This window comes from Bartonella sp. CL436QHHD (assembly GCF_042195105.1).
Lineage (GTDB): Bacteria > Pseudomonadota > Alphaproteobacteria > Rhizobiales > Rhizobiaceae > Bartonella.
Window position 1 is genome coordinate 17,185 of sequence record NZ_JBHINR010000041.1, and the last position, 14,467, is coordinate 31,651.

7 protein-coding genes, 2 tRNA genes and 2 pseudogenes are annotated in these 14,467 nt (G+C 38.6%); 7 read left to right on the plus strand and 4 right to left on the minus strand.

From position 1 onward, the window contains the following. Positions 1–454: 454 nt before the first annotated feature. A complete protein-coding gene (locus ACFIKN_RS06055) occupies positions 455–6,973 on the minus strand; it encodes an autotransporter outer membrane beta-barrel domain-containing protein (protein ID WP_375658078.1) in 6,519 nt (2,172 codons plus the stop codon). A 199-nt stretch (positions 6,974–7,172) separates the two neighbouring features. On the opposite strand from ACFIKN_RS06055, the gene ACFIKN_RS06060 reads away from it, so the two are divergent. From ACFIKN_RS06060 to ACFIKN_RS06080, 5 genes are all read left to right on the plus strand, one after another. Further along, positions 7,173–8,123: a siderophore ABC transporter substrate-binding protein gene (locus ACFIKN_RS06060; protein WP_273791482.1), complete on the plus strand. Its 951-nt coding sequence runs from the start codon at positions 7,173–7,175 to the stop codon at positions 8,121–8,123. Between the two features lie 103 nt (positions 8,124–8,226). Next, positions 8,227–9,183: an iron chelate uptake ABC transporter family permease subunit gene (locus ACFIKN_RS06065; protein WP_273791483.1), complete on the plus strand. Its 957-nt coding sequence runs from the start codon at positions 8,227–8,229 to the stop codon at positions 9,181–9,183. Then, positions 9,176–10,126 (plus strand): iron chelate uptake ABC transporter family permease subunit, encoded by a 951-nt coding sequence (locus ACFIKN_RS06070; protein WP_375658079.1) that lies wholly within the window; start codon positions 9,176–9,178, stop codon positions 10,124–10,126. The genes ACFIKN_RS06065 and ACFIKN_RS06070 overlap by 8 nt, the downstream gene beginning before the upstream one ends. Then, positions 10,123–10,881: an ABC transporter ATP-binding protein gene (locus ACFIKN_RS06075; RefSeq protein ID WP_375623948.1), complete on the plus strand. Its 759-nt coding sequence runs from the start codon at positions 10,123–10,125 to the stop codon at positions 10,879–10,881. Before ACFIKN_RS06070 ends, ACFIKN_RS06075 begins: the two co-directional genes overlap by 4 nt. Before the next feature lie 64 nt (positions 10,882–10,945). Then, positions 10,946–11,019, plus strand: a tRNA-Gln gene (locus ACFIKN_RS06080). A 172-nt stretch (positions 11,020–11,191) separates the two neighbouring features. Here ACFIKN_RS06080 and ACFIKN_RS06085 read toward each other — a convergent pair. Further along, positions 11,192–11,391 (minus strand): annotated as a pseudogene (locus ACFIKN_RS06085) (DNA adenine methylase); the annotation flags it as partial. 1,299 nt (positions 11,392–12,690) lie between these two features. Here ACFIKN_RS06085 and ACFIKN_RS06090 point away from each other — a divergent pair. Then, a complete protein-coding gene (locus tag ACFIKN_RS06090; protein WP_375658080.1) occupies positions 12,691–12,873 on the plus strand; it encodes a hypothetical protein in 183 nt (60 codons plus the stop codon). 63 nt (positions 12,874–12,936) lie between these two features. On the opposite strand, the gene ACFIKN_RS06095 is transcribed toward ACFIKN_RS06090, so the two are convergent. After that, complete coding sequence (locus ACFIKN_RS06095) at positions 12,937–13,110, minus strand: hypothetical protein (RefSeq protein WP_375658081.1); 174 nt, start codon at positions 13,108–13,110, stop codon at positions 12,937–12,939. 485 nt (positions 13,111–13,595) lie between these two features. On the opposite strand from ACFIKN_RS06095, the gene ACFIKN_RS06100 reads away from it, so the two are divergent. Next, positions 13,596–13,669: transfer RNA gene (locus ACFIKN_RS06100), tRNA-Gln, on the plus strand. 563 nt (positions 13,670–14,232) lie between these two features. On the opposite strand, the pseudogene ACFIKN_RS06105 reads toward ACFIKN_RS06100, so the two are convergent. Continuing rightward, positions 14,233–14,467, minus strand: a pseudogene (locus ACFIKN_RS06105) (late control protein); the annotation flags it as partial.

Genomic DNA, 14,467 nt, shown 5'->3' on the forward strand with positions numbered 1-14,467 from the left:
CTGTATTTCGTGTAAAGAAAAAATAAAACCAGTGCGTGCAATTAATTAAAAACACAATCAAACCTTGTGAACTTTAAAAATTAATCCACAAGGAGATGAATGAAACAATGACTTAAATCAGTAGAAAACAAACGCTCAAAAACGAGCTTTAGAAAACATCAAATATTATATTAGATAATATCAATACAGTACCAAAAAGGATAACGTAACGCATACCGGTCTGCTGAACGCTTAAAAAGCCGATAAAAGCGAAGCACTCTATCGCATCAGTAGCAGCATAAATTTTAAGAAAATTCGCTTTAGCGGAGAAAAGTGCTCTCATGCATAAAACAAACTATGTCTTTTTTGCTTAATAAAGAAGACGAGATTTTTTAAGAACAACACAAGTTGTTATAAAGAGAAAAGGCAGCACAATGTGCTGCCTTTTCTAATAAGGTACATAGTGTACCTTATATTAAAACTGATAACGTACTCCTCCGGAAAAACTTGTTCCCGAAAAACCAGCCTTATTAAGCTTATGTTGATAGAGAATATCAGCATGCAGAGAGAACTGTGGCAACAATTTGGCATTAAAACCTAATCCAGCCTCTAGAGAAGAACCAAAAGCTCCTAACTTGAAAGCATCATTGAAATTCACAGACTGTTGTCCTTCAAAACCATGAGCAAGATAAAGCTTACCATAGAAAGCAATAGCATTCACGCCTTCAGAACCTGTAGGAATCTTGGTTAAGCGTCCACCAACACGTGCTACCCACTGATTAAGGTTACCCATTTCAATATCAAAATTGTCAATATCACGAGCTTTATTAAACTGGAGATGTTGATACACAACCTGAACCTGCGGATCAAAGACAAAACCCTTATATCCTGTCGCAATTGTCTGACCACCAGCTAAAGAAACACTCAAAGGATTACCTTTTAATGTTGCTGTTTTACCCCGTGCAAGGGTAAGAACATCACCTTTGAACAGACCATAGGATAAAAGACCGTCGACATAGAAGCCAGCATTATGCTGCATGCTACCATATACCGTAGCAGTCCATTTATCAAATGCACTCTTCTGGCTTTGCTCAACATTCAAAGGCTGCAGAGAAAGTTTTCCATAAGTTCCCATAACGCCAAAGGATATAGCACTGTCAGCATTTTCAATAGTTTGCAGCAGAACACCTGCCTCTACACCATTATAACTAAGATCGCCGTCATAACCATATTCAAGTGCGGAAAGATCTGAAGCATAACGGTAACTTCCACCATAGCCGCGCAAGTATAAAGCGGGATTTTCACGAACCTCTACCATTCCTGTAGAAGTCATCCGCAACGTCTCCAATTGCTTATTTTGATTGCTAATATCCATCAAACCAGCGTGGAATACGCTATTAGGCAAGACAAGATAAGTTGGAACCTGTGGAACAACAGACCTTACAAATTGTTCAGGAAGGGCAGCAGATCCAACAGACTTAACATACTGATTTTCTAGACGGAAGTTCCAAAATTCTCCACCATCCTTAACAAATTTCTGCTGAACATGCTCCTGTTTCGAAGTCGCTTCTGGACCATAAGCACGAAGAGTATATTTGTAAGGTGAGTTTCTCAGTGCAACATAATTGCCATCGAGTTGGAAAGAGTCTTTCTTTGCTTGACCATAGACCTGAATAATTGAAACAGTATGAGCAATCTTGGCATTCGCTTTACCATCTCCTACATTGCCCGCATCACCTCGTACATGTATTTTTGTTTTTCCAGAAACATCACCATGAATTACAAGCCGATCAGTGACTTGCTGATTACTCGGATCATGAGGATTTAAACGTGCATTGAGATGAATTGCAGCATTACCCTGTGCCGCATAAACTGTTCCTTTCCCATTTCCAATATGGAGAGTCTGATATTTTCCTTCAGATTCCGAAGATGCAAAATCAATAGTACTATTTACAAGACTTACAGAAGAAACGCATGAATCCACACATCCTAAATCTGGAGTACCCAAATTCCTCTGTGCACTTCTTTTTAGAATCCACTCTGATTGATTAATTAAATCTAATTTTGCATAAGAACTTTTATCAACGCGAACATCGCCTGTAACAATAGAGCTATCAACCGAAACCGATATATTTGAATCATTCTCAGCCTTCAACAAGAAGTCACCAGCAAGAGTTGTCTTATTTTCTAATGAAACATGACCACCAGAATTATTACCATAGATCGCTATACCCTTTGCAACTTCAAAACCAGTTTTTTTCAACGAAACTGTCCCTGTTATGCCTATAGGTGTTTTCTCCTGTTTGGATACAGCGCTCCGCTTAGCAACAATTGCTTTCTCAGTTGCTAAATCCTTACTTCGATTTTGTTGACTCTCTTCTTTCTGTGTTACTCCATCAAAATATATACCATAGGTTTCATCACCTTCTACTTTAACAATAGAAGACTCAATATTTGCGCGATTCACAGTAGGACGAGCCTCAGAAGATCTCCTTTTCCTAGAAGTCCCCGTTTCAACCACATCATCACCCTTTATAACCCACAAAGCATGAGCATCAGTCACAACACTCCCATTTTTGAAATCAACAGAACCATTATCACTCAACAGAAAAGCTGCACTCCCAAAGCTATCTGCGGAATCTAACTTACCCTGTCCTTTTTTCGCAGTAATGTTAACTTTGTTTAACTTAATGCTTCCCCCAGCTTCTGAGCGAACAGCCACTCCATTTGTCAGCATAATCGTTCCAGAGTCCATAGTTACCTCACCAGCCTGACTCGCCAAACCAGCCACAGCCAAATCCCCCGTCACGTTAATTTTCGTATCCTTCAAATCAATAGATGCCCCAGAATCTGCGAAAGCGCCCACATAATAAGCATTAACTGTTCCATTGTTCATCTTAATCTTTCCGCCACTTTGCGCTTCAAGCCCAATCACAGAAGAGGTAATTGTTGATTTATTATTCAAAACAACTTCTGCCCCCTCTTCTGCAAGCACAGCACTCACGGCATATATTTTATTAAAATCAACATTATTTTTGCTATCAGAAAAATCCGCACCACTAATTCTGGCTCCCTCTAACTTAATAACCGTATTCTGATTTTTTACATGAATAGGATGCTGAGTTTTATCACTTGCCTTCAATATAAGGTTGGTTATTGTCCGAGATTGACCATCACTACATGAATAAGGAGTTTGCAACGCCTTCCCACCATTATTCTGTATAGCATCACACGTAGAAGAAACACCCTCCTGCTTTATACCATTGGCTGATACAGTATACACAACCACAGGCTCTTGCGATTCAGATCTAAGTGTGTCGGCTCCTTTATTATAAAGTAGAACACGCGCCACAGGTTTACCATCCGTCCCCTTAGAGTCAGGCTTCCTTTGCTTAGATTTAATAGAATTAATTAGGGTAGAAGAAAGCTTAGGCTTTTTAGTTTTTCTAGAAGCAGCAGGCACTTCAGTCTCGACATTTCCCAACGAAGAAGATTGAGGAGCAGAAGGTTGAGAAGCAGAAGATGAAATCCGTTTTTCAGTTTCAGAAACTGAAGAAGTTCCAGTCAAAGGACCTAATTCCACATCAGAAGCGCCTGTGTCAGACCTTCCAAGTACAGAACTCCTCAGCGTAGAAGATTGAGGCGCAGAAGATATAACAGTCTGAGACGGAATTAATTCAACCTTTGTACTATTACCCTCTGTAATATTACCTCCTTCGTCCACTATATCATACCCTACATCATCAGATTCCGCACTTGAGTTATCAAGAAGAGAAATACTTAAAGTTTCACTATTTCCATCTGTTAATCTATCATCTGTTTCTGGTGATGGAGTACCACCTTCAGCTACATCATTCACATCAACTGTATCAGTATCACTATGGGCCACTGTAGCATCTTCTACTTCATTCTGACTATCCGTTCTATTAGGAGAAGCAATAAGAGAAGTATCTACACTTCCATCAATAGTTTCCTCAGTTGGCAAAACACTTGATGAAGCAGATGGAGTATGTTCTGAAACTTCAAAAGTTGGAACAAGATTTTCATCAGATGCATCATCTAAATCCACATCAGACTCTTCTACGTCAGATCTCCCAAGCAGCCCGGGATTTCTAGGCAAAGCAGAAGCAGTAACTTGATCAAGTCCTAATGAAGAATCTAATTCTGAAGAACCATTGACCCCAGATACAGTGCCTTCAACTTCAGATGACGACAAATCAAGAACAACAGGCTGTTTAATATTACGAGGTCCATGAGCTATACTAACAGCTATATTCTGCTGCCTCTCACCACCTTCTACTTTACTTGCTAAGCTGAAAGTCCACACTGTATCAGGCATATTTACAGGTTCCCTGTCACTACTGGAAAATCGTATTGAACCAGAAGAACTATATTGTATTGGACCAGACGCCCTAAGAACATATTGATAAGGAGATCCCTGCAATGTGACATATCCATTAGCAAGTTCAAAAGAATCTTTTCGTGCTTCTCCATAAACGTAAATAATTGGAAGAGCGGCAGGTTTTTTTGTATTTACCTCCTGTGCACCTTGATTTTGCACACCTTGACGCTGAATTTGCTCTCCATTTTTTAGTTTTTCATTTAAAGTGGTGATGACAGAATTATCATTTACATACACCTTCGTTTTTCCAGTAACAATGCCATAAACCAAAAGCTTATCAGACATAAGCTTAACGTTACCTGAATTACCAGAAACAAAATTCACATTGACATAAAGCCTAGCATCTTCTTCAGCATACAAACCGCTACCTAGAGGCGAACTTTCTCTACGTCCAATTTGCAGTGTTTGATAACCTTCATTTGCATTTTTGGGAGGCAAAAATACAATACTACTATTTCTAAGATATACCGCCGAAAGATTTGAATCTATACGATGTCCATCTTTCTCCAATGGTTGATGATGAGTACTTTTTGTTAAATACAATCCTGAACGAGACAAATAAAGCGCAGCATTTGCATTCTCATTAACACGAGCTGCACCTATAATCGAAGCTTCATGAGCGTGCACGAATAGATTAGAAGAAGAGTTACCTTGTAAAAATAGATCACCCGAAAGAACGGTATCCTTTCCTAAAATAACAGCACCATTTAAATCATCACCATAAATAGCTATACCTTCTGGAATTTTAAGAGTAGTTCCTGCTAAAGAAACCATCTTCGCTGTACGACTATTGTCTTTCTTTATTATAGTTCCTTTTTCAGATGATTCTTCTTCATCATCATCATCTTCTTCGCTTATCGTACTAAAATATATGCCATAAGAATCTTTTCCCGCTATTTGAATAGTGGAATTTTGAATATCAGCTTTAATCTTAAACTGACTTTTACTCTCCTCACCCGTTAGACTTAATATATATTGCAAAGAATTCTGATCAGGCACAGTCTTCTTCAAAGTAGAGACAGGAGTAACAAGAGCATTCTCCGTAGCGTGATAAGTATAGTAGAGTCCATTCAGCTCAAGCATTTCATCCTTTGTATAAAGAGAATCGCCATTATTATCATCCTTATCAACAATATGAAAACGAGTTGCCAAAAGACCACCACTAAAACCACGATCATCTATCGAATTGGTTACAAACTCAAGAGGACCATCAGTCACCCAAAGAGCAATTGCATCAGAGCCCTCAACTCTTCCTTTTTCAACAGAAATAAGACCTCCATCTGACAGGAAAATAACATTTGAATCACTTCCAGAATCAGCACTCTTTCGCCCGCTTATCCCCTTTCGACTGTTAATACGAACTCCATCTAGTCTTACAATCCCTTTATACCCAGCTAGAACTCCCAAACCATCTGTATCAAGATTAATTGACCCAGACTGCATCATTATTCCAGACCGGCCCTCACTTTTCAAACCAGCCTTAACACCATAAAAATCCACTCCATTTAGAAAAATAAACGAATCATGATCAGAAGAAGCTCCTATCCCAGTATAATAGATCCCTCCACCCTTCATATGAACCCTTGCATCGCTTTGAGCATCAACCCCAAATATAAAGTTCTTAATATTTGAATTTTCTAGCTTAACTCTTGAACCAAGTGTTGCTAATATTCCTGCCCCCACTTTCATATCAAGATAGCTATTGTAATCATCAGGCCTATTTTCTAAATCATTAGGATCAGCGATGTTACTAGGATTTAAAATTATATGATCTTCTGGAACAGCTATCCCCCTAATAGACACAGTATCTAACTCAACAGTTGTACCTCGATACGAAAACAAGACTTCTTTCTCACCCGCTTTATACACCTCTTTCCGAGTAATCGCTCCTGTTGCATGCATAGCGTTATCGCCAAACCTCAATACACCAATAGTACTTCTCTTTAGCTGATGATACCTCATATCAGAACAAAGCACAGATTTAAGGGTCATGAAACTCCCATCAAAACATGGACCTGCAACAGGAGCAGCACCAGGGACACCGCCAACGCCACCAAGTCCACCAGCACCAAGTCCACCAGCACCAAGTCCACCAGCACCAAGTCCACCAGCACCAAGTCCACCAGCACCAAGTCCACCAGCACCACCGCCGCCAGGGACACCACCACCGCCACCGCCGCCAGGGACACCGCCACCGCCACCGCCGCCAAGTCCACCAGCACCACCGCCGCCATCGCCAGCATTAGGGACGCCAGCACCGCCATTGCCATTAGCGCCAGCCCTAGGGACGCCAGCGCCACCAGCGCCAACATTAGGAGAACTACCGCCACTGCCCTTATCTGATTTAGCAACTTGTGGTAAAGGAGCTGAAGGTACTTTTGCTACTTCAGGTGCGGGAGATGGGGGGGCTTCTGCTACTTTAGGTGCAGCTTTAGGTGCAGAAGATTTTGATGAACTTCCCCAACCTGTCAGATATGACAATCCAGTTGACCACCAAGCTTGCCCCATAGAAGCATCTACACCTTGTAAAAAGAAGAAAGCACTTGTTGTTAGTGCGTACAAACGTGTACGCTTTTTAAATACATTGATCATATGTCAAACTTTCTAAATAATGTTGCAAAAACACTAGAATTAAGTGAAAATGAGGTAAGTGAACGATTTGTAACATATGTAAGTCAACTTTACAACATAGTGTTATTTATTTACGCTTCATTTTGTGCATAAAGATACCTAAGTTAAGGTTTTTAATTGCACAACCCCTTGTAATATCAGATAAAAGGATAAAATCACGATGATAAAATATATGAAATGGATGACTTCTGTTTTACTGGTTGCCATCAGCTTTGCAACGGTTTTGTGGACTCATACGAGTATTGCAAATACCAGTACCCAGACAAATGTAACGATTGATCATGTTTCAGGCACGACTTCTGTTCCCGCTTCTCCGCAAAAGGTTGTTGTGTTTGATCTTGCTTCGCTAGATAATATGAATCGCCTTGGTATCAAAGCCGTTATCGGCCTTCCTGAAGGAAAAAAACCTTCCTATCTGCAACAATTTGATGATGCAAAATATGAAAGAATTGGAACCGTTTTTGAACCAGATTATGAAAAAATTGCCACTCTTCAACCCGATTTGATTATTATTTCCTCCAGAACTCAAGCAAAATATAAAGATTTATCCAAAATAGCTCCAACAATTGATCTAACAGTAGAAAACGAAAATTCTCTTGAAGATATTAAACGAAATGTGTCTATCCTTGGAAAAATTTTTGGCAAAACACAAGAAGCAGAACAGGAAATTGCAAAACTCAATGAAGCTTTTGCTGAAGTCCGTAAAAATACCCAAGGAAAAGGCACTGGGCTCATACTCATGACTTCTGGTGGAAAAATCAGTGCTTTCGGACCAAAATCACGTTTCGATATTTTTCACTCCGCTTTTGGAATTGCCCCTGCAACCGATAAACTTACCGTGCAAAAACATGGACAACTCATTTCTCCTGAATTCATTCTTGAAACCAATCCTGATTGGTTGTTAGTGATTGATCGCGATGCAGCCATTGGACGGGAAGGACAATCCGCAGCACAATTGCTCAACAATGAGCTTGTTCACCGCACAACAGCGAGCAAACAAAACCAAATTATTTATTTGGACTCTTGGAGCTGGTATCGTGCAAATGGTGGTTTAACGGCACTCATTGAAACCGCACAGCAGATCAATGAAGCCTTTACAAAGAGCAAATAAGCGTACAAAAGAGCTTGCTTGCTATATAAATAAAATTTAAAAGCAGAGGTTGTTTATTAAGCAGTCTTTGCTTTTTGTAGATTTTGTTAGAAAATGATTTAACGTGAAGAATTACTGGATAACCATAACACTTCTAATTTTCCTGTCGATCCTCAGCATTTTTGTTGGTTATTCTGATGTCACACCTTCTGACCTTTTCGCAGCCGATCCCCATGCGTGGCTTATCTTTTGGCAAACACGTCTTCCTCGTACCATTGCAATCCTTTTAGTAGGCGCAGCACTTGCACTTTCAGGCATGATTATGCAACTATTGACACGCAATCGCTTTGTCGAGCCATCAACCACTGGAACCATTGAATCTGCTTCCCTTGGCATTCTTTTTATTATGATTTTTTTACCCGATATTCCTGTTTTAGGAAAAATGGTCGTTGCGACAATTTTTGCCATGGCAGGCACTTTACTTTTTATGTTTTTATTGCGACGCATTCCTCTAAAATCTGCTCTCATTGTACCCCTTACAGGGATTATGCTAAGCTATATTATTGGCTCTTTAACCAATGCCATTGCAGATTATGAAATGTTACTCCCTTCTCTTCAAGCTTACTTATTTGGCAGTTTTGCGATGGTTCTTGAAGGAAAATATGAGCTCTTATGGTTATCCCTTCCCCTTTGTATTCTAGCCTATTGTACTGCTGATCGCTTTACGGTTGCAAGTTTGGGAGAAGATTTAACCAACAACCTTGGATTGAATTATCGTGTTGTCATGTTTTTTGGTCTTTTTATTGTCGCCTCAATCACTGCTGTTGTTGTCTGTACCATTGGCCGTATTCCTTTTGTTGGGTTGATTATTCCAAATATTGTTTCAAGTTTCATGGGAGATAATATGCGCTATACCGCTCCTTGGGTGGCCATCAGCGGTGCAGGATTGGTCTTGATTTGTGATCTTTTAGGACGAATAATTCATCCCTCTCTTGAAATTCCCATCAGCACCATAATGGGTGTAATCGGTAGTTTTATTTTTATGATACTGCTTTTACGCTGGAGAAAGCGTCTTGGATAAAAGAAGAAAAACAATATGTGTACTAACAACACTTATCATCATAGCATGTACTATCATTAGTCTTTACATGACATGGAATATCAATGTTTATACATGGAAATTTCGTCTTACAAAACTTTCCTCTCTGCTTCTTATTGCCTACGCAATAAGCGTTTCTACGGTTTTATTTCAAACAATCGTTAATAACCGTCTTCTTACCCCTTCAATTATGGGATTTGATCAGCTTTATATTTTAATAAAGACTGCCCTAATGTATTTTGTAGGCTCTCTTTCTTTACCCTTTTTGAATGAAGAAGGACAGCTTGTTCTTGAAGCCCTCATTCTTATTCTTTTTTCAATAAGCCTTTTTCGCTGGCTCTTTTCAGGAAGCCTAAAAGGGCTTCATTTGACGCTTTTAATCGGTGTTGTTTTAGGCGGCTTTTTTTTCAGTTTACGGATGTTTATGCAATTGCAACTAAATCCAGACCAAATGATGAATTTAACGGATATTATGTTTGCAAATTTTAATAAATTCAATACACCATTAATAAGCTTTGCCACAATCATTGTTTTCATTGTGAGTCTGATTGGATGGCATTCCCGTCATCTTCTTGATATTTTGGCTTTGGGACGTGAAAATGCCCTCAATCTTGGCGTTAATTACCACAAAAGTGCGACAGCTGTCCTTATTTTTGTTTCCATTCTCGTATCCATTTCCACCGCATTAGTAGGCCCCGTCACCTTTTTTGGACTGTTAGTTGCCAACCTTTCCTATGAACTTTCTCCTCAAGCAAAACACAGTGTTGTTGTGCCGATTGCAATATTGTTAGCGATTATTTGTTTGGTGGGGGGACAATTTATTTTAGAACAAATTTTTCATATGGCAGGGCGTTTAAGTTTTATCATTGAGTTTTGTGGGGGTATTGTTTTCTTAATGTTACTGATGAAGGGAAAACTAAAATGATTGAGATCAATCATCTTTCCAAGGCTTACGGAGCACGATTGATTATCGATAATTTATGCCTTCATCTTCCAAAAGGGGGGATTATTTCTCTCATTGGGCCCAATGGTTCCGGAAAATCAACTCTTTTAATGCTGATAAGACGTCTTTTGCCACACCATAATGGTACAATTCATATCGACGGCTTTGATATTGATAAAATGCCCCACGATATTTTGGCTCAAAAACTCTCAATTCTGCGTCAAGAAAATCCTTTGTCTTTTCGCTTAACCGTGTACGATTTAGTAAGTTTCGGACGCTATCCTTATTCAAAAGGCTGGTATACACATGAAGATAAACAATTTATCGACAGTGCGCTACGCTATCTCGGCTTACAAGATTTAAAAGACCGTTTTTTAGATGAGCTTTCTGGCGGTCAGCGTCAACGCGCTTTTATAGCCATGGTTATCTGCCAAGACACTGATTATCTTCTCTTAGATGAACCATTAAACAATCTGGATATGAAACATGCCGTTTCTATGATGAAGCAGTTACGCCGCACAGCTGATGAACTGAAAAAAACCATTCTTATTGTTATGCACGATATTAATTTTGCCTCATCTTACTCAGATATGATTGTTGCATTGAAAAATGGGAAAGCGGCCTATTGTGGGACTCCAAAAGAAATTATGCAACCAGAAATTCTTAAAGACATTTACGATGTCGATATTCAAATCAAAACAATTAATGACATCCCTATCGCTCTTTATTATCGATAATCATAAAGATTTTTTGCGCTTGCATGCACTATAGAATCTGCTAGGGATAGTAAAATTGGCTTATTGGGGAATAGTTTAATGGTAGAACAGCGGACTTTGACTTCGTCAATCTTGGTTCGAATCCAAGTTCCCCAGCCAGTATTTAATGCCAGCCAGTATTTAATGCCAGCCAGTATTTAATGATTGTAGCTTGTCATCGGGTTTTGTATAATTTGAAAGCAGGTTTTGCATCAATTTATTTTTTTCAAAGGATCTTCAAAAACGTTCACGGGTTATTTAAAATCCCTTTAATGCATATTTTTCTCTTCCTCTAAAAATTGCAATTTGAGATGATAAGCTCTTGAGCCGGTGCGGATTCTTTGAACCACATGTATAAGATGTGCCAACCTCTTTTATCTTAAATTGGCTAAAGATTTTTCGGATCTGAGGCACATCATTGACTTTCCCTTTAATTGCACAAGCAAAGCAAACATCGTCTGGTAATCCTCTCGCAAATAAATCCTTTCCATAGTAATACACGTATATCTGGCTATGTTTATGGGAACGCCTTATCTAATAGCTATAAACCTATCTAAAGAGAATTCAAAAAAAGAAAGCCGTGCCAAATGATATGACGCGGCTTTCAGATATTGATTATAAGATTCGAATGAATCATCCACAATGGAGTAATGAATGCATATATACAAAACGTATCATATTGCAAGTGCTCTATTAGAAATATGAAAACTTATCAAAAGAAACGTAAATGATAGCTATGATTTTGATATCATTCATTAGCATTATAGAGCCTATAAAAGCTTAGTAACTTTATCAATCCAATCAAAAGAAAATGCATCTTAAATGAATGTCTTCTCAATAAGGCTTTCATAAGTATCTTTTCATTTTGCACTCAAATGTAACTTCTTTGCAAATTAACCAGCTCAAATTTGAGTTGGCAAAATCAACCAATCCAATTTTGGAGGCATTATCTTTAGAATAGAGCCATCTTTAAACATTATAGCTTTTGACTCAAAATTGAATAAAATCCCATGCCTTAGATGTTACAATGGTTTTGAATTTTGCTGCCTCATCTTTTTTTCAATAGGTGCCCCCCAATTTGGGGGGAGCTCATTTGGTTTCGTATTTTTAAACTGTAACTTTTAAAACGTTTTTTGCTCGCTTGCTTGCGTTATATCATTAAAAGGTTTTCAGTTTCATAAGACATAACATTGTGATTTTCATTCTATATTGTGATGATAGTATCCATATAATGCCTGCCTATCATTTACTAACTTTTTAGTAAGCGTTTTTAAAAACGATCTTGTCTTTAAATTCTTTTATGCAATCTTTATGAACTCAATCCATAAGCTTATGATAGTTTCAAACGATTATTCCTTTTAAGGTTGCACTCAAATAAAGAGCAAAACACATCCCATTCTTAAATGTATACAATTTATGTTATCGATAATTCCAAACGACTGAAATTTAAAACAATGTGATTTGTGCTGTGATAAAAACGTATCATAAAATTTATGACCTGTTATGAATGATAACCGCTTTTCATTTCATTTGAATGCACCCATGCGTTATAATATTTACATCATGATTTGCTTTTTATGGTCTATTCATCCATGGCAATCTTATATAAAAAATGATCAATTCAAACATGCATAAAAGTATGGATTCTTAAGTGGGTTTATACAAAATAACTGCACTTAATGTATTGATTTTATTAGTTTTTATGTACAGTACCTTTTTTACTTCATAAAGATATCAATTTCCTTGTAAAGAATATTCCTCCCATTCCAACAAAAGACTCCACATAAGGCGATGAGGGATAGCTTCTATGATTTACAGGTACTGATCACTGGCCATGCAATAACGCCGACTGATGTCCAAGCCAATGAGGCCGCCTGTGGGAACAGGCAAGTTGTGGGGCTGAATATAATGGAACAGCACCGAACGGATAAGCCACGCGTCGTAAGTAAGCCTCTTAGGGTGCATAGCTTATAGGTTTTGGAAACAGACAATTATTATAATTCAGGTATTATAATTCAGACGATTAAACATCGGATCTCAGGCTTTTAAATCCAGTGGACAAACACGAATAATATGTCCGTCTGGATCTTTGGTTAGGAAGGTACGTCCAAATACATCAGTATACGGTTCCTTCAAAACATTTATCTCAACAGTGGTTTGCTCTTTCCATTCCGCATAGAGCTTATCTACATCCTCTCCCTTAGGCAACATAATGCCGATTTCTGAAAAACGAGGTGCATTTTCCTCAGGCGTATCGCCCCCAGATCAGAGAGCAAAGAGTGCATCCCCCGAAAAAGCAAATGCAACATAGCGTGGCAAAGTAAACACAGGTTCTTTCTTGAAGATGAATTTGTAAAAAGCGGTAGAATATTCTACATTTGAGACATATACCAACTGTAGGTTTGGGGGAACAGGATAAGTGGAAATATTACTCATTAATTCTCCATGATTTAGTAGCTGTCTTTTAACAAAGTATGCCTATATAGAGAATATTTCAACAAGAGTTTGTGATGCTTCCGTTCACGGTGTGCTCTATTTATATGTGTTTATTCGCTTATTGCTATATGCTAAAACATTGAGACCGCCACTACTGGGATTATAATGATATCCCTATCGCTCTTTATTATTGATAATCTAAAGATTTTTTGCACTTGCCTACACTATAGAATCTGCTAGAAATGGTAAAATTGGCTTATTGGGGAATAGTTTAATGGTAGAACAGCGGACTCTGACTCCGTCAATCTTGGTTCGAATCCAAGTTCCCCAGCCAGTTGTATGTATGTAGCTTGCCAGTGTAGCTTGCCAGCGGGTTTTGTATGTAGCTTGCCAGCAGGTTTTGTATATTTTGCCACTAGGTTTTGTACCAATTTATTTTTTTCAAAGAGTTTTTAAGGGGTTCTCAAAGGGTCTTCAAAGGCCTTTCAAAGATCATTTAAAGCCTCTTTTTCTTTTCTGCTCAAAATCGCAATTTGAGATGATCAATCATTGAGTTGGAATCGTATTATTTGAGAAGCAGCGTATATAAGATGGTATGACTTCTTTTAGCATAAATTGACTGATGATTTTTCTGTATCCTAAGCACATTATTCAGGACATTATTAAAAAGAGAAGCGTTTAAGGAATTCGGTCAACTTGACCAAATTGCTCTTCAGTATGCAATTGTGCAATGTTTGCACCATTGCTCCTTTTAGGAATTGAGTAGACATTAGCTTATTGCTGTACTCATGCAATTGGATCAACTTGATCCTATTTCTCGTTTTAGCAATTGGTGCAAGTTGACCGAATTCCTCATCACGACCGATCAAAGGGTCAAGTTGTCCCTTTGATTTTCTGTCACTCAGAGGTTTCCTTTTCTCCTGCCTCCTTTCCCTTGTTTGGTGCCTCGAGTGTGATTTCTGTGGTGTATCCGCTTTGTTTTTCATAGCGGTGGGTGACGGTCGCGGCTTTCCATGGACCATTGATTTGCCCACGAAACCCTTGAAGGATGAGAGGTTGATCCGCCATGATTTCAGGGCGTCCCTCAAGGGTCAAAGAACCACTGCCTACAGCACGACACAACCTGTCCGAC